Annotated in this window: 30 protein-coding genes; 2 read left to right on the forward strand and 28 right to left on the reverse strand. The window is 25.3% G+C overall.

Annotation, left to right across the window (positions count from 1 at the left end; all coding sequences use genetic code 11):
* Positions 1–32: 32 nt before the first annotated feature.
* Positions 33–296: a 30S ribosomal protein S20 gene (rpsT, locus tag O212_RS0110875; RefSeq protein WP_024615134.1), complete on the forward strand. Its 264-nt coding sequence runs from the start codon at positions 33–35 to the stop codon at positions 294–296.
* Between the two features lie 112 nt (positions 297–408).
* Here the strand turns inward: rpsT and holA are convergent, their stop codons facing one another.
* From holA to O212_RS0111010, 27 genes are all read right to left on the reverse strand, one after another.
* The gene (gene holA / locus O212_RS0110880; RefSeq protein WP_024615135.1) at positions 409–1,443 is read right to left on the reverse strand and encodes a DNA polymerase III subunit delta; all 1,035 of its coding nucleotides are present in this window, start codon (positions 1,441–1,443) and stop codon (positions 409–411) included.
* A gap of 23 nt (positions 1,444–1,466) precedes the next feature.
* On the reverse strand, positions 1,467–3,161 hold the full coding sequence (locus O212_RS0110885) for a ComEC/Rec2 family competence protein (protein WP_024615136.1): 1,695 nt from the start codon (positions 3,159–3,161) through the stop codon (positions 1,467–1,469).
* Positions 3,162–3,223: 62 nt separating this feature from the next.
* A complete protein-coding gene (gene spoVAE / locus O212_RS0110890; RefSeq protein WP_024615137.1) occupies positions 3,224–3,577 on the reverse strand; it encodes a stage V sporulation protein AE in 354 nt (117 codons plus the stop codon).
* 19 nt (positions 3,578–3,596) lie between these two features.
* The gene (gene spoVAD, locus O212_RS0110895; protein ID WP_024615138.1) at positions 3,597–4,613 is read right to left on the reverse strand and encodes a stage V sporulation protein AD; all 1,017 of its coding nucleotides are present in this window, start codon (positions 4,611–4,613) and stop codon (positions 3,597–3,599) included.
* 23 nt (positions 4,614–4,636) lie between these two features.
* On the reverse strand, positions 4,637–5,137 hold the full coding sequence (gene spoVAC / locus O212_RS0110900) for a stage V sporulation protein AC (protein WP_051373010.1): 501 nt from the start codon (positions 5,135–5,137) through the stop codon (positions 4,637–4,639).
* 135 nt (positions 5,138–5,272) lie between these two features.
* Positions 5,273–6,028: an RNA polymerase sporulation sigma factor SigF gene (gene sigF, locus O212_RS0110905; RefSeq protein ID WP_024615140.1), complete on the reverse strand. Its 756-nt coding sequence runs from the start codon at positions 6,026–6,028 to the stop codon at positions 5,273–5,275.
* Positions 6,029–6,037: 9 nt separating this feature from the next.
* The gene (gene spoIIAB, locus O212_RS0110910; protein ID WP_024615141.1) at positions 6,038–6,472 is read right to left on the reverse strand and encodes an anti-sigma F factor; all 435 of its coding nucleotides are present in this window, start codon (positions 6,470–6,472) and stop codon (positions 6,038–6,040) included.
* A gap of 15 nt (positions 6,473–6,487) precedes the next feature.
* Complete coding sequence (spoIIAA, locus tag O212_RS0110915; protein WP_024615142.1) at positions 6,488–6,823, reverse strand: anti-sigma F factor antagonist; 336 nt, start codon at positions 6,821–6,823, stop codon at positions 6,488–6,490.
* Between the two features lie 148 nt (positions 6,824–6,971).
* On the reverse strand, positions 6,972–9,263 hold the full coding sequence (locus O212_RS0110920) for an AAA family ATPase (protein ID WP_024615143.1): 2,292 nt from the start codon (positions 9,261–9,263) through the stop codon (positions 6,972–6,974).
* Positions 9,264–9,433: 170 nt separating this feature from the next.
* On the reverse strand, positions 9,434–10,108 hold the full coding sequence (gene deoC / locus O212_RS0110925; RefSeq protein WP_024615144.1) for a deoxyribose-phosphate aldolase: 675 nt from the start codon (positions 10,106–10,108) through the stop codon (positions 9,434–9,436).
* Positions 10,109–10,200: 92 nt separating this feature from the next.
* On the reverse strand, positions 10,201–11,256 hold the full coding sequence (locus O212_RS0110930) for a DNA polymerase IV (protein WP_024615145.1): 1,056 nt from the start codon (positions 11,254–11,256) through the stop codon (positions 10,201–10,203).
* Between the two features lie 3 nt (positions 11,257–11,259).
* Positions 11,260–12,228: a DUF4003 family protein gene (locus tag O212_RS0110935; RefSeq protein ID WP_024615146.1), complete on the reverse strand. Its 969-nt coding sequence runs from the start codon at positions 12,226–12,228 to the stop codon at positions 11,260–11,262.
* A gap of 184 nt (positions 12,229–12,412) precedes the next feature.
* Positions 12,413–12,799, reverse strand: a complete 387-nt coding sequence (locus O212_RS0110940) for a 4Fe-4S dicluster domain-containing protein (protein ID WP_024615147.1) — start codon at positions 12,797–12,799, stop codon at positions 12,413–12,415.
* A 2-nt stretch (positions 12,800–12,801) separates the two neighbouring features.
* Complete coding sequence (locus O212_RS0110945; protein WP_024615148.1) at positions 12,802–13,233, reverse strand: NADH-quinone oxidoreductase subunit B; 432 nt, start codon at positions 13,231–13,233, stop codon at positions 12,802–12,804.
* A gap of 14 nt (positions 13,234–13,247) precedes the next feature.
* The gene (locus O212_RS0110950; RefSeq protein WP_024615149.1) at positions 13,248–14,204 is read right to left on the reverse strand and encodes a complex I subunit 1 family protein; all 957 of its coding nucleotides are present in this window, start codon (positions 14,202–14,204) and stop codon (positions 13,248–13,250) included.
* Between the two features lie 13 nt (positions 14,205–14,217).
* Entirely contained in the window at positions 14,218–16,071 is a 1,854-nt protein-coding gene (locus O212_RS0110955) for a proton-conducting transporter membrane subunit (protein WP_024615150.1), read from the reverse strand.
* On the reverse strand, positions 16,068–16,421 hold the full coding sequence (locus tag O212_RS0110960) for a sodium:proton antiporter (RefSeq protein WP_029699329.1): 354 nt from the start codon (positions 16,419–16,421) through the stop codon (positions 16,068–16,070). The genes O212_RS0110955 and O212_RS0110960 overlap by 4 nt, the downstream gene beginning before the upstream one ends.
* Positions 16,402–16,854 carry an MnhB domain-containing protein gene (locus O212_RS0110965; protein ID WP_024615152.1) on the reverse strand — a complete coding sequence of 151 codons (453 nt, stop codon included), beginning with the start codon at positions 16,852–16,854 and terminating at the stop codon, positions 16,402–16,404. Before O212_RS0110965 ends, O212_RS0110960 begins: the two co-directional genes overlap by 20 nt.
* Positions 16,851–17,129, reverse strand: coding sequence for a hydrogen gas-evolving membrane-bound hydrogenase subunit E (gene mbhE, locus O212_RS0110970; protein WP_024615153.1), 279 nt, complete (start codon positions 17,127–17,129; stop codon positions 16,851–16,853). Before mbhE ends, O212_RS0110965 begins: the two co-directional genes overlap by 4 nt.
* Positions 17,126–17,383, reverse strand: a complete 258-nt coding sequence (locus O212_RS0110975; protein ID WP_024615154.1) for a DUF4040 domain-containing protein — start codon at positions 17,381–17,383, stop codon at positions 17,126–17,128. The genes mbhE and O212_RS0110975 overlap by 4 nt, the downstream gene beginning before the upstream one ends.
* Before the next feature lie 2 nt (positions 17,384–17,385).
* Complete coding sequence (mnhG, locus tag O212_RS0110980) at positions 17,386–17,718, reverse strand: monovalent cation/H(+) antiporter subunit G (protein ID WP_051373009.1); 333 nt, start codon at positions 17,716–17,718, stop codon at positions 17,386–17,388.
* Positions 17,715–17,975 (reverse strand): monovalent cation/H+ antiporter complex subunit F, encoded by a 261-nt coding sequence (locus O212_RS16955; protein ID WP_024615156.1) that lies wholly within the window; start codon positions 17,973–17,975, stop codon positions 17,715–17,717. Before O212_RS16955 ends, mnhG begins: the two co-directional genes overlap by 4 nt.
* Positions 17,972–18,496: a Na+/H+ antiporter subunit E gene (locus O212_RS0110990; protein WP_024615157.1), complete on the reverse strand. Its 525-nt coding sequence runs from the start codon at positions 18,494–18,496 to the stop codon at positions 17,972–17,974. The genes O212_RS16955 and O212_RS0110990 overlap by 4 nt, the downstream gene beginning before the upstream one ends.
* 8 nt (positions 18,497–18,504) lie before the next feature.
* Positions 18,505–19,158 (reverse strand): hydrogenase nickel incorporation protein HypB, encoded by a 654-nt coding sequence (gene hypB, locus O212_RS0110995; RefSeq protein WP_029699331.1) that lies wholly within the window; start codon positions 19,156–19,158, stop codon positions 18,505–18,507.
* On the reverse strand, positions 19,159–19,497 hold the full coding sequence (gene hypA / locus O212_RS0111000) for a hydrogenase maturation nickel metallochaperone HypA (protein WP_024615158.1): 339 nt from the start codon (positions 19,495–19,497) through the stop codon (positions 19,159–19,161). It lies immediately after the preceding gene.
* 4 nt (positions 19,498–19,501) lie between these two features.
* Complete coding sequence (locus O212_RS0111005; protein WP_024615159.1) at positions 19,502–20,584, reverse strand: nickel-dependent hydrogenase large subunit; 1,083 nt, start codon at positions 20,582–20,584, stop codon at positions 19,502–19,504.
* A gap of 1 nt (position 20,585) precedes the next feature.
* Positions 20,586–20,969: an NADH-quinone oxidoreductase subunit C gene (locus O212_RS0111010; protein ID WP_024615160.1), complete on the reverse strand. Its 384-nt coding sequence runs from the start codon at positions 20,967–20,969 to the stop codon at positions 20,586–20,588.
* Positions 20,970–21,183: 214 nt separating this feature from the next.
* On the opposite strand from O212_RS0111010, the gene O212_RS0111015 reads away from it, so the two are divergent.
* Complete coding sequence (locus O212_RS0111015) at positions 21,184–21,597, forward strand: hypothetical protein (protein ID WP_024615161.1); 414 nt, start codon at positions 21,184–21,186, stop codon at positions 21,595–21,597.
* Positions 21,598–21,635: 38 nt separating this feature from the next.
* Here O212_RS0111015 and O212_RS0111020 read toward each other — a convergent pair whose 3' ends face one another.
* Positions 21,636–21,926: a Dabb family protein gene (locus tag O212_RS0111020; RefSeq protein WP_024615162.1), complete on the reverse strand. Its 291-nt coding sequence runs from the start codon at positions 21,924–21,926 to the stop codon at positions 21,636–21,638.
* Positions 21,927–22,008 lie beyond the last annotated feature (82 nt).

The following is a 22,008-nucleotide window of genomic DNA, read 5'->3' on the forward strand; positions in this document are numbered from 1 at the left end:
GGCCCTATAAAATTTAGAGGGGGTGAAAAGTAATGGCAAACATAAAATCAGCTAAAAAAAGAATTAAAGTTACTCAAACTAAAACTTTAAGAAATAGAATGGTTAAATCAGCTTTAAAAACTGAAATAAAGAAGTTAGAAGCTGCAATCGCTGCTAACAACGCTGAAGAAGCTAAAGCTGCTTTCGTTCAAGCTACTAAAGCTTTAGACATGGCTGCTTCAAAAGGAGTTCTTCATAAGAACATGGTTGCTAGAAAGAAGTCAAGACTAGCTGCAAAGTTAAACGCTATGGCATAGTAGTAACATAAACCGACCTTCAACGGTCGGTTATTTACTTTCTAGAACTTGTGTCTTAGATTTAATTTTCCAAGATACATAAAAAACACCTCAAATTATTTGAGGTGTTTTTTTATTTCTTTACCATAGCTATCTTTATTAAAAATAATTCTAACTCTGATTTTTTATCTCCTAATCCACTTTTTAAGTTTTTATCTACTTCTATACATAAACGTAATATTTTTTCTAATTGTTTTAATGAAAATTTATTACTTTGTGCTACAAGTTTCTCAACAACAAACTGTGGTATTCTATATTCATATACAAAATCATTCATCTTTTTACCTGAATCTAAACCTATTTTCATATCATATAATCTTTTAAATTGATTTTGTATAGATGTTATTATTAACATATGTTGATCTGCTTTAAATAATAATTCATTTAATATATCAAGAGCTCTTTCTATTTTTTTCTGTGACACTAAATCAACTAAATCAAATACATCATCTTCACTTTTATTTGGAATTAATACATCAATGTCTTTTCTAGTTATTTCTCTTCCAAAAGTATAATCAACTAATTTACTTACTTCTTTTTGTGCTATTTCTAAATTCATAGGAATTTTTTCACAAAAATATCTAAGTTCTACTTTATTTATATTTTTCTTATTTATTTTAAATATATTATCTACTCTCTTATAAAATCCATCTCTTTTTAACTTATCTACTTGAACAATTGTAGTTATTTTATCAAGAGCCATAATATTTTTATTTTTCTTTAAAGTATCCCTTTTATCCCCAAGTACATGATATAAAACTAATATTGTATGACTTGGCATATCTTTTAAATATTCTTTCATATTGTTGTAAAAACTTTTATTTGAAGCATCTAATTTTTCTTTCAAAAATGGGCATCTATATACAATTACAACTTTCTTTTCAGTCATAAAAGGTAATGTCTCACAAGCATTTACTATTTCATCAAATTCGCATTGAACTCCATCAAATTTTATAAAATTTAAATCTTTTAAGTTTTCATCAATATACGGATTTACAAGTTTTTCAATTCCTTCTTTAATTAATTCTTCATCTGGTCCACAAAAAATATATGAATTTTTTATATTATTATTTTTTATATCTTTTTCTAACGTTTCATAATTTATCAAGTTAATCACCTTTCAAGTAAAATCTATCTTACTAATACTTTTCTTCCCAATATAACTATACTAGTAACATCATCTTCTTTGAAATTAATTATATCATATTTAATATTGCTTTTATTATTAAAACTCATGTTTAGATAATATTTATTTCCATCTATATTTAATATATAATCCTTCTTAACAGATTCTAAATAACAGTTTTCTTTTATAAAAATTTTCTTAGAATTTTTATAATAATTATTAGATGCAGATATTGACTTAATTTTATTAACATCAATATTATCATTATATAATATAATCCTTTGCCCTCTATAAGAAACTAAAAGTGTATCTTTATATCTATATTCTATTTTAGGATTTATACTATATAAACTAAGTGCTATAAATACTATATAAGAAATCGGTAATATAATAATTTTTTTATAACCTCTTTTATATATGAAAAATGTTATTAAAAGACTAATATAAAAATATCCATAATACTCATTTGTATATATAAGATCTGGTGTTATCTCTAAAAATACTTTACTTATATTGTCAAAAAGCATTATTATATTTTTCAATATGAAACTAATATAATTAAATAAAAAATCTATATTTATAAAAAATAAGGATAATATACTTATTATTAAAGTTAAATTTATTATAGGAATAAGTATTAAATTTCCTATAATAAAACCAATTGAAATTTCATTAAAAAATATTATAAGTATTGGTAATGTAAATAATTGAGCACTAAATGATATACTTAAAGTTTCTCTAATTATTTTAGGCATTTTATAAAATTTCTTATTTAAATCTTTGTTATATAATATAATTCCAATAGTTGCTCCAAAAGATAATAAAAATCCTACATCAAATATACAATAAGGTGAAATTAAAAATATTATTATTGCACTTAATGATAATCCACAAATAGGATTATATCTACGCTTTAACATTACCCCTAAATTTATAAAAAATAACATGATAAATGCTCTTATACTTGAAAAAGCCATTCCGGTCATAATTACATATAAAAAAGTTATAATAAGTGCTATTCTTTCCTTAAATAACTTTTTCATTATTAAAAATATAATACCTATATGAAGTCCTGATACACTTAATGCATGAACTATTCCAAATTTTTTCATATCTTCTTGATCTTCAAAGTCTAAAGAAGCATCTTTTCCAAAAGTCATTGATGTTATAAGGCTTGATTTTCTAGTTCCAATATTATTTTTTAATCTTTCTTTAAATTTATATTTTATATTTGAAAGCTTTGTATTTATATTACTATCATTTACAAACCATTTTTTTATTTCATAATTTCCTATTCTTCCTTGTTTTTTATCTAACTTTCTTTCAAAATCTCCTAAAGCATTTATTACTACATCTTCATTTAAATTAGATAAATTACCTTTTATAAATACTTCTCTTCCTTTTATTTTTCCTATACCACCGTAAGAATATAATTTTTCTATTTTTATACTTTCAAAATTATTAACTTTTAAATTATAAAAATTTATATTTATAGTTATCCCAATTATAAATATTAAAAATATAAATATACAAAACTCTATTCCCTCTTTTAATAAAACCCATAAAAATAAAAGGCCAACTATAGTGATAGCTAGCCAAATATCATCTTCAAAATATTTATAATATATACTACTACAAAGTAATGAAATAATTATATATACAATAGGTAATCTTACTTTTCCTATTTTATTTATATTCAATAGGCTCACCTCTAATAGTAAGTATAGACACTTAATTATATTTTTTATTCTAAAAAATACAATTATTTACTTTTAGGTTTAAAAATAATAGCCATTATATATCCAAAAACTATTGCAGATGTAATTCCAGCTGCTGTTCCTTTTATTCCTCCACTAAATGCACCAAATATTCCTATTTCTTCAACTTCTTTTATAGCTGATTTAGCTAAAGAATTTCCAAAACCAGGTAATGGTATACTTGCTCCAGCTCCAGCAAATTCTATAAGTTTATCATATATTCCAAACGCTCCTAATATAGCTCCCATAGTAACAAATAAAACTAATATTCTTCCTGGTGTAAGTTTAGTTTTATCCATAAGAATTTGAGCTATAACGCATATAAGCCCCCCAACTATAAATGCCTTTATATAATCCATCTTTTGATTTTCTCCTTCCTTAATCCATCTCTATGGCTACAGCATGTGCTATTCCTGGTATACTTTCGCCTTGTAGAGATGAAGTTGTACTCATTAAAGCCCCAGTTGATATTATAAGAGCACTCTTTATTTCTTTTCTAATAAGCTTTTTATAAATATAACCACATAAAACAGCAGCTGAACATCCGCAACCACTTCCACCTGAATCTGTTCCTTGAAGTTCATTATTAAATATAATATCTCCACAATCTACATGGTTTTCTCTTATATCATAACCATATTCTAATATTAATTTATCGCATATCTTTTTTCCTATTTTCCCAAGATCTCCAGTTGCTATTATGTCATAATCTTTAGGTTTCCTTCCAGTGTCTTTAAAATGATTATATATAGTATCAACGGCGGCAGGAGCCATTGCAGCTCCCATATTGTTTGCATCCTTTATTCCATAATCTTTTACAACACCAGTTGTAACATATGTTACTTTAGGAAAATCTCCTTCTCGCCCAAGAATCATAGCTCCAGACCCTGTTACTGTCCACTGAGCTGTTTTACACCTTTGAGACCCATATTCTAATGGAAATCTAAATTGTCTTTCTGCTGCACAAAAATGTGATGATGTAGCTGCTACTACATATTTTGCAAATTCCCCATCTACTATAAGTGATGCAAGACTTAAAGATTCTGACATTGTTGAACAAGCTCCATAAAGTCCAAAAAATGGTATATTTAATTCTCTTGCTGCAAAACTTGATGAAATTATTTGATTTAACAAATCTCCAGAAAACATATAATCTATATCTTCCTCTTTTAAATTTGCACGTCTTATAGCTTCTCTTATAGCTATATATATCATTTCACTTTCTGCTTTTTCATAACTTTCTTTACCACATGTATCATCCGTAAGCACTTCATCAAAATATGATTTTAAAGGTCCTTCACCTTCTTTAGGACCAACAATAGAAAATGCTGATATTATTTTAGGTGGATTTTTTAGTTTTACAGTCTGTCCTCCAACTTTTTTTATATGACCCATATATTAACGCCTCCATCTATACATTAAATAAACATCTGTTTTATATAGTATATAATTCCAATTATCACAGAAGATCCTATTCCATAAACAAGTACAGGTCCAGCTATTGTAAATATTTTAGCTGCAACACCAAAAACAAAACCTTCTGTTTTAAACTCTATAGCAGGTGCAACAACAGCATTTGCAAAGCCTGTTATAGGAACTACAGTACCTGCTCCACCATAGCTTGCAATCTTATCATATATACCAACACCAGTTAATAAAGCTCCTAAAAATACCATTATTATTGCTGTTATACTAGATACCTCATCTTTAGGATACCCAAGCCTTAAAAATATATCAGATATTATTTGTCCTACATCACAAATTAACCCGCCAACTATAAATGCTCTTATACAATGTCTTGTGAGTTGTGGCTTAGGCTCAGTTTCCTGCTTTATTATTTCAAATCTTTCTTTTACTATATCTTCTTTCGTATTTTCTTTTCTCAAAATATATTCTCTCCTTTCAAATATATATAACATTATTATTTGTAAAATAATAAATCTAATTCTTTTAATTAATATTTTTATAAAATATATTTTCATTTCTTTTTTAAACATCTAAAATATTTATTTAAATTTTTAAAATAAAAAAGAATGAGATTTTAAAATCTCATTCTAATCTTGTAATTTTTCTTTCATTTTTGATAATACTTTTTTTTCTATTCTAGATACTTGAACCTGACTTATACCAAGCATTTTTGCTACTTGAACTTGAGTTTTATCTTTAAAATATCTAAGTATTATAATTTGTCTTGATTTAACATCTAATGTTCCTATAGCTTCTTTAAGTGCTAGTCTTTCAATCATTTCTGAATCTTCTTCACCATTTTCACTTATTTTATCTATAAGAAGCACAGGTGCACCATCATCCTGATGTATAGTATCATATAAATACTGCATACTTGATGCTGATTCTAATGCAATTATAATTTCTTCTTTATCAATACTTGAATACTCTGATAATTCATCTATAGTAGGTTCTCTATTTAACTTTTTTGTAAGCTCTTCCTTAGAATAATGTAATTTTCTAGCTAAAGTTTTTACATTTCTGCTTACCTTTATAATTCCATCATCTCTTAAAAATCTTTTTATTTCTCCTATTATCATAGGAACTGCATATGTTGAAAATTTAACGTTAAATCTTTCATCAAAGTTTTTTATAGCCTTTACAAGACCTATTGAACCTATTTGATATATATCCTCATAATCATATCCTCTATTAGAAAATTTCTTACTTATAGATGATACTAAAGGAAGATTCATTTCAATTAATCTGTCTAATGCCTTTTTATCACCATTTTTAGCTAAAGGCAACAATTCAGAATTGTCATCATAATTAAATTCCTCTCTCTTATAATTCTCAATACTCATATTTTTCCCCTAATCTACTTCAGTATCAATATTTTTCTTCATAACAACCCTTGTACCTTTTCCCTTTTCGCTATACACTTCTAAACTATCCATAAAACTTTCCATAACTGTAAATCCCATTCCTGATCTTTCAAGATCTGGTCTTGAAGTATATAATGGCTCTTTTGCTCTTTCAACATTTTCTATACCAATCCCAAAATCCGATATTATTATCTCAATGCAATTCCCAGTAATAGATGCATCAATCCTAACTCTTCCATCTTTTTTATTTTCATATCCATGAATAATTGAATTAGTTACACCTTCTGAAACAGCTGTTTTAATATCTGTAAGTTCTTCTATTGTAGGATCCAATTGTGAAACAAAAGCTGACACTGCAACTCTTGCAAAACCTTCATTTTCAGATTTGCTTAAAAATTCAATACTTATTTTATTATCGTACATTATAAAACCCCTCCATTAAATGCACCTTACTGCCTCATCTACAGTATTAAAATTTTTTATAATTTTAAATAATCCTGATAATTCAAAAACTCTATTTACACTTTTACTTACATCTGCAACACAAATGTTTCCTCCATTTGAAGCTATTTTTTTATATCTTCCAACAACAACGCCAATTCCTGAACTATCCATAAATGTTACTTTACTAAAATCCAATATAACATTTGTTATGTTATCTCTGTCTATTCTATCATCAATTTTAACTCTAACTTCTTGAGAACTATGATGATCTAACTCTCCAATAAGATGAGCGACTAATTTATCTTCTATAACACTAAACTTAAGATACATATTAAATACCCTAAAGCACTCTTTAGAGTAATTCACCTCCTCACTTAACTTTTCTTTTCCATATTTTAACATATAATTCCTTTTAAAGTCAATTACTTTACATATTTTATATTTTATAAAAATATAAGGAGCAAATTTGCTCCTTATATTAATTATTATATTTTTTTATTTCATCACTTACTATATTATAAAAATATTCTATATTCTCATCATTTTCTAATAATAGAGTTTCTATAGCATCATCTATTTTTTCCATCTCATATATATGAAAATCTCCATCTTTTATAGCTTCTTCAACTTCTTTATTTAATACTAACTCATCTTTATTAGTTGATGGTATTAAAACTCCCTTTCCCTTATAACCAGTAGTTCTTTTACATACATTAAAAAAGCCTTCTATCTTTTCATTAACTCCACCTATAGGTTGTACTTCTCCAAACTGATTTAAAGATCCAGTAACAGCAATACGTTGATCTACTCCTTTTTTACTTATAGCAGATAATATAGCTATCATTTCTGCAACTGATGCACTATCTCCTTCTATAATTCCATAACTTTGTTCAAAACTTAAGTGAAGATTTATAGGAAGTTTTTCGTATGGGGAAATTAAACTATACAACAGTCCAGTTAATGTTTTTATTGATTTTTCGTGTATTTTTCCACTTAATTTTGATTCTTTATGAATATCAATTACACTGCCTTCTCCTTTTATTGCCAAACATGTTATCCTTAAAGGTTTTCCAAAACTAAATATTCCAGTATCTAATACCGCAAGTCCATTTACATTTCCCATGCATCTACCATCTGTTTTTATAAAAATCTTATTTTCTTTATACATATCAGCATATTCATCGATTATACTGTCTTTTTCATATATTACTTTTTCTATAAATTCTTTTAATATTATATTTTTATTATTTTCTCTAGCCATATTATCAGCTCTAACTAATATAGTATCTATTTTATATTCATCTATATTTATTTTTTCTCTATTTGATGCTTTTCTAGTTAAATACCTCAATAAAACTTTAATACCATCATATTCAATATCTAATAATTCTTTTTTCTTAACTCTACCTTTTATAAATTCTACTAATTCATTAATTATTTTTTTAACATTACTTATTTCTGTTTTTATTTCACATCTTAATGGAAATAAGCTTTTAAACTCCTCATCATTGTTATATAAAATAGAATAACTTTCATAATCTCCAATAATTATAACTTTTACATCTATAGGTATTGGACTTGGCTTTAGCCCGTTTATAGATAAAAGTTCTAAATAATTTCTATTACTATCTAAATTAACCTTTCCAGACATAAGGGCATTTTTAAGTTGATAATAACTATTTCCATTTTGAATAAGCTTATTAAGTCTTATTATTAAACAACCTTCATTTGCTTTAAGAAGTGAACCTGCTGTTATTAATGAAAGGTCTGTTGTATAATTACCATTTTGACTTTCATATTCTATATTTCCTATAAGATTTATTATACTTGGATCATCTTCGTATATTACTAAAGGATGATTATTCTTTGAGTTATCTACAACTACTTCAATATTATATTTTGATAATACTTTTTCAACGGTTTCATCTTCATCCTCTAAATCTATACTATAATTTTCAATAAGATCATCTTCAATACTTTCATATAATTTTTCTAGATAATTATAAACACCATCATCTCCTATAAAATCTAAAAGAACATCATCTTTATAATTTTCCATCTTTTCATTTATATAATCTCTAAATATAACTCTTAGCCTTTCCATAGAATCTACTTCTAATTCTTTTAAATCATCTAAAATAACTTCTGCTCTTTCTTTAAGTCTACTTGCTTTTTGAATTATTATATCTTTATCCTTTATATCTAACTCATCATATTCTTTTTCTGTCATTACTTCCCCTTCATTTAATGGTATAAATGCAAATCCTCCTGAAGTTGCTTTAACATCAAACCCATCTTGCTTTGCAACCTCAACTAATTCACCTATATATTTGTTTCTTTTAAGGTGTATATTTTCTATAATTTCATCTTTCTCTTCCTCTGATGACATATTAAAAAACTCTAAAAAATTTATCATATATTCTTCTTTTAATTTTTTTATTTCCATCTTTAACTTTCTACCCTTTCCATTTGAAACAAAGATAGGAAATGGAATCTTTATATCTTTAATAGTTGCATAGCATATATCTGAAGGAGGCTTTAAAGATTTATACTCATTATCTATGAAATTAACTAACCCATCTATCTTATCTTTAGAGAATGAATCTATAATATACAAGTTATATCCTGCTCTTCTTATATTAAGGGCACTTTTTATTTCATTGTAAGGAGTATTTATTTCCGGAATATCTTCTATAGTAGTTACCCCATCACTTTCATTAATATATTCCAAATCATAAATTATTTCATTTAGAGTTAATTCTTTCTTCATATAATGCTTTTACTAAATTCACCTTTAGTAAATTTAGATAATTCCTCCTTATTTTATATTTGTATATTATATTAATATTCGAGTTATTTCATTTTAGATATAAATTTTTCAAATTATAAAAAAAATCCTTAAGGATTGTCTCCTTAAGGATTTTTTTAATTTATTTATAATTAATATGTGCTATTTGATTCTCTTCCTTCACATATTTCTATTGATGCTGATGCACCTATTCTTGTAGCTCCATTTTCTATCATAACTAAAGCATCTTCTAATGATCTTACTCCACCTGATGCCTTAACTCCCATTTCTTTTCCTACTGTTTCTCTCATAAGCTTAATATCTTCTCCTGTAGCTCCTCCTGTTGAGAATCCAGTTGAAGTTTTAACAAAGTCAGCTCCTGCTTCTTTTGATAACTTACATGCTATAACTTTTTCTTCGTCTGTTAAAAGACAAGTTTCAATTATAACTTTAGTTAAAGCTTTTCCTTTAGCAGCATCAACTACAGATTTTATATCTTCTTTTACAAAATCATAATCTTTATCTTTAAGTCTTCCAACGTTTATAACCATATCAACTTCTGTTGCCCCATTTTTTATGGCATCTTTTGTTTCAAAAACTTTTGATTCAGTAGTTGTTGCTCCTAAAGGGAATCCTATAACTGTACATACTTTAACATCACTGTTTTTAACTATTTCATATGCTTCTTTAACTCTACCAGGATTTACACATACAGATGCAAAATTATATTTCACTGCTTCTTCGCATAACTTTTTAATTCCTTCACTTGTTGCTTCTGGCTTTAATAATGTATGATCTATCATTCTAGCTAATTCTTTTTTGTTCATTTTTTTGCACTCCTTTACATTATAGCTATACTGTGATTATAGAACTATTTCGACAAGATTGTCAATTAATATATAAAAATTTTTTAAATATTCTAAAATAATGATATTTGTTCCTCTAAACTCTCTTTAAAATATGATACACTAAGACCTATTAATCTTATATCTTCATTTAAATCCTCTTCATTTAAAATTTCTTTTGATATTTTAAATATATCATCAAAGTTTCTAATGTAATCTTTTAATGTTTTACTTCTTGTATGATTTTTAAAGGAACTTGTTTTATATTTTAAAGTAATAGTTTTTATAGACTTATTATCCTTTATTAACATTTTTGATATTTCACTCGAAAAAAATTCCAAGTATTTAGTAAGTTCTTCTTTATCTTTTGTATTACTTTTAAGTGTTCTCTCTTTTCCAATAGATTTTCTATATCTACTTACAGTTACTTCTCTATTATCAATTCCTCTTATTCTATTAAATACTTCTACTCCTTGTTTACCTAAGTATTCAAATAAGAACTCTTTAGAAACTGGATATAAATCTTTAACTGTAAAAAATCCCATATTATTAAGCTTATTTACAGATTTACTTCCAAGCCCATATATTTTTTCTATAGATAAAGGAAATAATATATTTGGAACCATATCTTTACTTATAATTTTTATTCCATTTGGTTTATTCCAGTCTGATGCAAGTTTTGCTAAAAATTTATTATAAGAAATTCCTATTGATAAAGTTAATCCTAATTCCTTATAAACTCTATCTTTTATATATTTAGCTGCATATTCTCCATCTTTTATACTTCCACTTCTTAAATCTAAATAAGCTTCATCTATAGACAATGGTTCAACTAAATTAGTAACTTCTTTAAATATTTCAAATACTCTTCTTGATATTTCTTTATATCTTGAATGTCTTACTGTTAAAAAAACTCCATTAGGACAAAGTTGCCTTGCAATAAAAACTGGCATTGCTGAATGAACACCATATTTTCTTGCCTCATAAGAACATGTAGACACTACACCTCTTTCACTAACTCCTCCTACTATAACTGGTTTTCCTTTTAATTTTTTATTATCCATTTGCTCAACTGATGCAAAAAAAGCATCCATATCAACATGAAGTATTATCTTTTCATAAAGCTCCATTTATTAGGCTAAAACCTCCTCAAAAATCCCTTGTTTTTTGCTAACAAGAAATGAATATATTGAAAAGCATACTAATTCATTTAAAAATTCATTTTTTGTAGAATTTTTTAATAATTCATAAACTTCAACTATGACTATTGCAATCAATGTTCTAAATGTTTTATCCATATAAAAAGCATATTCTCCATCTTCATCACATAAATATTGATTTACTTCATTTATTTTATCTAAATAACTTTTTATATTTTCTTCTCTTTCAATTATTCCAATTAAAGGCAATACTTCATCACCAATTTTCATGCCATTTTCATTGAAAGCATTTATTAATTCTTTAATTTCATAAGGTGCTGATGCTTTGTCATTTAAAACTATACTACTTGCAATACCTTGAAGGTCATTTTTAGAATAATAATCAAGATCAGATAAATGATTAAACATACTTTCTATATATTCATGTATATTTTTAGCTTCACCTTTATCTTTATTATTTTTTATTGCAAGAAGAGCACAAGCTAAATAATCTTCTTCATCTGTAAAACCTTTATAATTTTCTTTTAAAGAATTATATATTATTTTCATATCTTTTATAATATTATAAACTTCATCTATATTAATGTGTTTTGCTATAGTATAAGAAGATAATACTAAAAAATCATTTTCTTTAAAGTCATTCTCTTCTAATTTTTCATTTATTTTTATTACTTTATCAGAAAATTCTTTATAGTTATTTTCTTTACTTATAAGTATTGATAACATATATAAAATGTCACCTCTAAAACTTGACATTTTATTTGTATTAGTTTTTATATATTTTCTTATTTCTTTTATTTTATCTATATCAATATTATCATTTCCTGTAAATATTAATGATGCAAAGTGATTTATATACTCTCCATCAAATCTTAATTTATATTTTGCTAATCTATAATTTTCAATAACTTTATTTGTAATAGAGTATAAAATATTATTCATTATTTAACCATCCCCATTTCCTAATAACAAATATATTATATATTAAAATTCATAAAAATCTTTTAAGTATTGATTAAAATCATTTTAATTATACTATAAATTTATGTCATTAATATGTCTAAAAATTATCAAATTAACTTCAAAAGACTAATTCTATTAATAATGAATTAGTCTTTTATGGAAATTATTTTTTATTTATAAATTTTTTAGGTACAATTTTTTTAAACTTTCCTGAAACTATAATATCTTCATTTTTCTCTGTAACCATATTAAAATCATTTGTTAATATTATTGCATTTTTAGGACAAAAATCACTACACATACCACAAAATGTACAACTTCCTAAATCAAAATTCATACTTATTTCTTCAGTAGTATCGTCAATTTTTATTATATTTTTTTCTATAGCTTTTGGTGAACATACTCTTATACAAATTCCACAACCTATACACTTTTCATTATCAAATTGAATCTTTCCTCTATAATTTTTAACTTCTCTATTATTTAAAGTTTCTGTACAAGGTTTTCTAAATAAATTTTTAATAGCTTCTTTTAAAAAGGGAAATCTCAAACTTATTCATCTCCTCTTTTATTTTTCAAAATTTCTTTAGCCTTTTTTAATCCCTCTATTATAGCCTCTGGTTTTGGAGAGCATCCAAAAACTGATACATCAATGTCAACCCATTTACTAAGAGGCCCATCTATAGAATAACTTCCCTTAAAAACATTACAAGATATAGGACATGACCCAAGAGACATTATTACTTTAGGTTCTGGTACTTGTGAAATTACTCTAAGCATTCTTTCTTTAGACATAGTAGTTACAGGTCCTGTTACTACAATAACATCTGCATGTCTTGGACTTCCAGCAAGTTTAACCCCAAGCCTTTCAGCATCATACATAGGCCCTAAAAGAGCTACTAATTCAATATCACATCCATTACACGAACCTGTATTTAAATGATATATCCAAATAGATTTTTCTCTTCCTTTATTTATAGACATATAATATATACCTCCTAAATCAATGTAACTAGTATAAGGCTGATTAAAGCTACTAGAGTTGGAAATGTCCAATAAAATTTTAAAGCTTGATTAATTTTCATTCTTCCAAAAGTTGTTCTTACTAAAGTTATAGTTAGAAATATTGTTAAAAATATCATTAATATAAAAATCAATATTCCCAAAATCCCTTTTTCTTTAATAACTCCTCCTAAAAATAATGAAACAAAAAGTGATACTATTACAACTCCTTTAACCATTTGCATAATTTTTAAAATAGCTAAATACTTTCCTGAATATTCAACTAAAGGGCCTTCACATATCTCTGTTTCACTTTCTGCTATATCAAAAGGAATCACTCCAGCCTCTCCTGGAATTACCATTAAAAAAGCTATTGCTGCTGGAATTAAAATTGGTGAAAACAAAAAATTATTATAAATAGTTTGATTATTAACTATAGATTGAAGTGAAAAACTTAAACTTTCATTTGAAATTTTTGCCGAATATATACATACAGATAATATAGAAATAACCATAGGAAATTCTAAACTTAATAAAAGTACCCCTTCTCTTGAAGCACCTATAGCACCATATGATGATTTTGAATTAATTCCGCATACAATTAAAACTATAGCTGATATAGTTAATAAATATATTATTAAAATAATATCACTATTAAAACTCAAAAATATATTATTAAACATAGGTATAATAGGAGGTATCAATAAAATACTTATTAATCCAATTATAGGAGCTAATATAAAAATCTTTTTATTTGATTCTTTAGGTATTATAACTTCTTTTCCAAAAAGCTTTAATATATCATAAAAGGTTTGTGTTATTGGTGGACCTATTCTTCTTTGCATTCTTGCAACAAGTTTCCTATCTATTCCAAATATAATAATTGAAATTAATATTGAAAATAATCCACCTGGAAATATAAAAATATAAAATAAAAATTTTAAAATATCCAAAATATCACCCCTCCTATATAAACATGAAGAAATATAAAATAACACTACTTAAAGTTAAAACTATCCAAAATGCATAATCATTTACCGATCCATTATGGAGTTTTGTTAACTTTTCAAAATAAAATTTAAAATTATATTTCATTCCCCAAAATATATCATGAGAAGATAATTTTGAATTATAATCTAATTCTCCACCAGTAAATACTTCATATTTACTATTTGAATTTAATTTATCATAGCCTTTATAAAATAATGATTTACTATTTAAAAACAATATCAATGCTAAAGTAATTACTATAAATAATAAGAAGAATGCTACTGGATTATATGGTGATTCATAATATAATAAACTATCATTTAATCTAATACTATTTAATACAGGCTTTAAAAAAATATTTGATACTGCATTTGGAAATAATCCTATAGCTATACATAAAATCGATAAAATACCTAAAGATATTTTCATTAACAAAGGAATATCTCCCTTATTTTTTAAATTATCTGATTGCTTTCCAGTAAAAACTGTATGAAATACTTTTATAAAAGAAGCTAGTGTCATACATGAAACAACTAAACATAAAACAGTTATAATTGGCATTCTAACCTTAAAGCTTGCCATATAAAATAACCACTTTGAACTAAATCCATTAAAAGGAGGTATCCCACTTATAGATAAAGCTCCAATTATAAATGCACACATCGTAAATGGCATATCTTTTCCCGCTCCTGAAACTTCATCTAAATTAGTTGTTCCTGTTTTATATAATATTGCACCTGCTACTAAAAACAATAAGCATTTAAAAACAGCATGGTTTAACATATGGAAAAGTGCTGCTAAAAGACCTAAATCATAAATAACGTTATTACCTAAAAGCGCTAATCCAATCCCAATTACTATATATCCTATTTGCGATACAGAGTGAAATGCTAATAACCTTTTAAAATCACTTTGCATAAAAGCCATAGATACTCCGGCTATCATACTAATTAAGCCTAAAATTATAAAAAGATATGCTATGTTTATATTACCTACAATAGGAAATATAATAAAAACAATTCTAATTAATCCATAAATACCAGTTTTACTCATAACGCCTGACAATAACATTGATATTGATGAGGGTGCTGCCATATGAGCATCAGTAGGCCAAGTATGACATGGAACTATAAATGATTTTACTGCATACCCAACTATTAAAAATGCTAACGCTAATATATAAACCTTATTATTTCCTAAATTTTCAATAGAAATTTTTTTTGATATTTCATTTAAGCTTAATGTGTGAGTTTCCATATATATTAAAACTGTTCCAAGTAATATAAAAGATGATCCTAATCCACCTGTAACTATATACTTAAATCCAGCTTCTACTGACTTATCTTTATTATTTCTAAATATAGTTAATGAAATTGCAGCTATAGTCATTATTTCAAGCATTACATACATATTAAAAAGATCTCCTGTAAATACAAATCCTATCATGCTTCCAGTTAAAAGCATAAAAAGCATATAATACTTTGAAAGTTCAGAATCCCTCTCCATGTAATTAAATGAATATATACTTGATATAAAACAAGCTAAAGTTATTATTATTGCTATAAATAATGAAAAAGCATCTACATTCAATGATATTCCTATAGCTTCCCCATTTATAGGCTTAAATCCTCCCATCCAATAAATAAGTATTTTTTTTTCTAAAAACACATCATTTATCATAAATAAAGTTGTTATAAAACTAATAAAACAAGCCATTATTGCAATATATCTTTTTATATTTATTTTTTTATTACTTAAAAGGCCAATTAAAAATGTAGCTATAAATGGGACAATTATTGAAATTATAGGTAAGTTTGAATTTGTAATCATCCTTTAATCCTCCTTACCTCATCTGCATTTATAGAACCATAATGCTCTTTTATCTTTATTATTATAGATAAAGATAGTGCTGTTACACATGCACCTATTACAATTGATGTAAGAGTTAACGCCTGAGGTACAGGGTCTACTATATTACTAGTTATATTAATTCCATCTGAAAATATAGGTGCTGTCCCTCCTTTTGAATATCCAATGCTTATAAGAAGTAAATTTATTCCATAGTCTAATATCCCCATTCCAATAACTATTTTTATTAAATTCTTTTTATTTATAATTATTAATATTCCTATTATAAATAGTGTAAATCCCCCTAAATAATTAATTATCAATTCTTTCATCCCCCTCTCTTAAGGATGATATTATAACTAATATAAGAACTGAAACTCCTGAAAGCACTTTAAGTCCAACAGCAAAATTCATAAAAAATATAGAGCCAGATGAAAATACACTACCAACTATTCCTTTGCTTAATATATTAGTAAAAAACGGAACTCCATATATTATTCCTAAAGATGCTATAAATATAAATGATAATGCAGAAATTTTTTCAGTATTTTCAAGCCTCTTTATATTAAATGTATTTAAAGTTTTTTCTCTTCCATTAGCTAAATAATATATAACAATTGCACTTGCAACTATAACACCACCTTGAAATCCACCTCCTGGACTTAAATGCCCATGAACAATTATATAAAATCCTAATAATATAGATATTTTTAGTACAAGCTTTGAACATAAAGGTAATATGATTTCTTTTCTCTTACTTGTCATTTAGAAATATCTCCTTTTTTATTGCTTCTTAAAACTACTGAAACTCCACAAATTGCAGTAAATAAAACAAATGATTCACCTAAAGTATCATATCCTCTAAAATCAAAAACAGTTGCTGTTACTGCATTTATAGCTCCTGTTTTTTCTATTGTATTATTAAAAATTTCACTACCAATCCCTTCATATGTTCCTTCATTATCCTTTATATCAATAGAAATTCTTAAAAAGCTAATTGCAATTATTATTAATGCTAAAACCTTTAAAAACTTTTTCATTTTTTATCACTCCTTTTACTAGACACCTTCTTTAATGTAATTACAAATATAATTGGAGTTAATACTGCGCCTACGGCTCCTTCTGCAATTGCAACATCTGGTGCTCCAAGGAGTAAAAATTCAATCGCTATAAAAGATCCAAGAACTGCCATAGCTATTACACATTGTAATATATCGTCAACTACATAAACTATTACAGCAATTATTACTACAGCTAATATAATGAGGCCATTTAATATATTGAAAGAATCCATATCTATTCCTCCTTATATTCATCTAGTATTGTTTCATCACAAAACTTCAAATTAATTTTATATGCTGTCCTTGCCATGTAATGTGAAGCAACTGGATTTACTATTATTAAAAATATAGTTATTATGATACATCTTAAACCTATTGATAAATTGCCTATATTAAAAGAATATATAGAACACCCTAAAAATACAGAAATAGCTCCAAGAGTTGATATATTAGTTGATGATTGAATCTTACAAAATATATCCTTCATTCTAAATATTCCTATAACACCAGCAAAAGAAAAAAATATTCCTACAAATATGAGTACTGAAGCTAAAATATTAATAATCATAATTTTCCCTCCAAATATTTGCATATCAATATAGTTCCTAAAAATCCTAAAAGCGTTACTATAAGACCTAAATCAATAAATATAGCCCTTTCTTTATTTACTCCATAAAGAACCATAAAAATGCCAATTAAAATATCTATACAATCTGCAACCATAACTTTTTCAATAATAGTTTTTCCATTAAAAATTTTAACTACAAGTGCTATAGACAAAACCAAAATTATTATTTGAGCAAAATTTAATATTGAATGTATCACTCTAAGAACCTCCCAATATAATTTTCAAGGTTATTTCTTATATCATTTGATACTTTATTTTTATCTTTAATATCTATAGCATGTATATAAAGAATATTTTCTTTATCTTTTTCTTCAATATCTATTGTTATAGTTCCAGGTGTAAAAGTTATACTATTTCCTAAGAAATATATTCCTAAGTCTGATTTTAAACTAGTATTATATTTAAATATTCCAGGACTTATATTTATTTTTTTAGATAATGATCTTTTTGCCACATCAAAATTCGCTTTAATAAGTTCTAAAATATATATTGGAATAAATATTATAAAATTTATTAAAAAGTTATTTTTAAAAATTATTTTTTCTAAATCATTATCTAATCTTTTAATTATAAATATAGTTATTATTAATGAAATTATTAATCCTAAAATAGTTTCTTGAATATTTATAATACTTAAACTAAAATCAGAAATTGAAAGACCTTCCCAAATTAAAAACAAAATAAACCAAGTTAATAAAAGCTTTTTATATTCTTTCATAATTTCTCCTAGCATTTTTTTATATTACTAACTATCCACTCTTTAACTTCCATTAAGCATCCATGAACTTTTGAATTAACAGCAAAAATTTTTATATTTTTATTTCTTTTTGTAGCTTCATCAAAAACTTTATTATAATCAAAATTAAAATAACTTCTCAAATCACTTTTAGTTATTATTAAACTATTACATTTAGTAAACATTAATGGATATTTTGAAACTTTATCATCTCCTTCCGGAACTGATAAAAGAGCAATTTTTAAATGTTCTCCTATATTAAACTCAGCAGGGCAAACTAAATTACCTATATTCTCAACTATTAATATATCTATTTCTTTAAGATTAAAATTATTAAGTATATTTTTAATTGATTGAGCTTCTATATGACATGCCCCATCTGTATTTAATTGAACTACTGGTACATTCTCTTTAGATATTAATTCAGCATCTATCTTTCCTGCTATATCCCCTTCTATTACAGCGACTTTTAAATTTTCTTTTTTTAATTCTTTTATTAAATTTAATATAAATGTTGTCTTGCCAGCTCCAGGAGATCCCATAACATTTAACATAATTACTCCATTTTCACTTAACTTTTCATTAAGTTCTTTATGACAGTCTTCATTCCATTCCATTATTTGTCTTACTACCTTTATTTCCATTTAATCAACCTCCAAACTTTCTAAATAAAATTCATTTCCCCCTAAAATTTTTAAATTTAAACTACTACATAATGGGCAAATATAATCTTTATTTATTTCACCTTCATACAAGCAATCTAAACATTTTATTTTTGCATTTATCTTTTTTATATTTATTTTTGCATTTTCAGCTACTGTTCCTTTACTAATAATTTCAAAATAATAATTTATACAATTTGGTACTAGTCCGCAAAATTCACCAACGCATAAATTTATTTCTTTTATAAATTTAAAGTTTCTTTTCCTTCTTTCTTCTAAACAAATATTTAATATACTTTGTGTAACAGATAATTCATGCATAATATCACCTATCTAAACAAGAAAAACATGGATCTATACTTGCTACAATAAGTCCAGCATCACTTATTGTATTTTCCTTCAACATTTTAGGAATAGTTGCTGCATTTTTAAATGTTGGTACATGAATATTTACTCTTCCATTTGTTTGTCCTCCATTTGAAACTACATAATAAGTAACTTCACCTCTTGGTGCTTCAATTCTAGATAAATATTCTCCTTCTGGTATTTTCATAAATTTAATTCCTAAATTTATTTCTGTATCCGGTAAATTATCTAATGCTTGTTTTATTATTTTAATACTTTCATTTATTTCTAATATTCTAACTACAACTCTAGAAAAAACATCACAGCCTGTCTCTACTATATTTCTAAAATCAAAATCCTCATATGAACAATATGGATCAAGTTTTCTAACATCATCTTTCATTCCAGATGCCCTACCATGTGGCCCACAAGCTCCATATATTATTGCATCTTCTTTTGTTAATATACCAACTCCTTTAGTTCTAAGTTCTGTAATCTTATCTTTAATAAATATTTCTGTAATTTTTTTATGTTCTTCTAAAACTTCATTTAATAAATATTTAATGTTTTCTTTTTGTTCTATACTTATATCTCTTCTTACCCCACCTATAATATTCATTGCATAATTAACTCTATTTCCAGATGCTTCTTCTAAAATATTCATTATTTTTTCCCTTGTTTTAAAGCACATCATAAATAAAGAATCAAAACCTATTATGTGAGCTGCAAGACCAAGCCATAAAAAATGAGAATGAAGTCTCTCAAGTTCACATACTATAATCCTTATATAATCCCCTCTCTTTGGAACATTGAATCCTGAAATTTTTTCTAAAGCTAAACAATATGCTAAAGTATGTGAATGAGAACATATACCACAAACCCTCTCAACTAATGTTATTGTTTGTATATAATTTCTCTCTTCGCATAATTTTTCAATTCCTCTATGGTTATAACCTATAAATACTTCAGAATTCCTTATAACTTCACCATCAGTAAATAATTTAACATGAATAGGTTCTTCTAATGCTGGATGATATGGACCAAGTGGTACTATATAGCTCATATTAATCCTCCTTTTTATATTTTTTAAGTTCATCAAGTGGCATTATTAATATTTGTCCTTCCCCATCCTTAAATTCTTCTGGTAAAAATAATCTATTACTTCTATTTAACCCTATAAACTTTACATTCATAACTTCTTCTATTTCCTCTTCACACCATCTTGCTGATTCTTTATATATAGATGTTAAAGTCATTATTTCATTAACATTTGTAACTTTATAAGTTACTATATCTCCATCTATATCAAAGTTGTAGCAAATTACATTTTCTTTATTTTTGTTTATATATCCATTAATTATAACTAACCTTCTATTTTCCTTAATTAAATTTTCTGCCACATTAATTATTTCTTTAGCATTTATTTCAATACATTTAAATTCATGCATAATAATCCTCCTATTTTACTTATATTAACTTTTTATTATTTTTATTTTTGATTTATGCTTTATTTATTAATTAAATTATATTTTTATGTTTTGAAGGTTTTCATTATGGTAATTTTTTATTTTATTAATTTTTTATTTATGTTATAATACTATTTGTTATAATGGATTTATCCAAGTGACACGGACTTATATATTGAAAAAGGAGAATTTGTTTATGGGATTAAGAGATAAATTTGATAAATATTTTAGAGACTCTTATTTTGAAAAATATGGAGATAGAATAACAAGTGCTTCTGGTACTGTAATTTCAGTTAAAACTGAAAAGAAAAATTATATTATTTTTCATAAATTAATTGTTGATATGATAATTAAACCTGAAGTAGGTAGAGCTGCTATTAAATGTAGATATAAGAAAAATAGATGGTTTAAAGAGCCTGATTTTATTCAATTAAATAAAGGTCATAAAGTAATGATTATGGGACTTAAAGGTGTTAAAGGAAAGAAAGATGCTGAAGTTCTTCAAGTTCAAAACATCTTAAACTTAACTACAAAGAGAGATTTAATACCAATAGATCACTCTCAAATTAAAAAAGCTAGACAAACAGCTTCAAGAATGAGACAAAGATAATAAAAAGCTACGTTTTATATAAACGTAGCTTTTATTATTTAAACTTCATAATCTACAACTTTTCTATCTGTTGCAATTTCTTTAACAAAATCTTTAACCTTTAAATGTTTTGGATGATCTTGATAAATATTTAAATCCTCTAAATTATTGAAAACTGAATATAAAATAACATCCATGCTTGCATCACTATTATTAATATTTATTCCAACTTCAACTTCCTTTATTTCTTTTATATCTTTTTTTAATTCTTCTAATAAAACTTTTAATTTCTTTGCATTTTCCATTCTTTTTTCTTCTTTTAAGTTCCACATAACTATATGTTTAATCATAAAATATCACCTCTTTAATAATTATCTTATAATTTTCATTTTAAATAAAGTATTTTTTTAAAGAGAGCTAAAATTTACTAGC

Origin of the sequence: Clostridium sp. Ade.TY, assembly GCF_000498355.1 — a bacterium.
In the GTDB taxonomy this organism is placed as follows: Bacteria; Bacillota; Clostridia; order Clostridiales; family Clostridiaceae; genus Clostridium.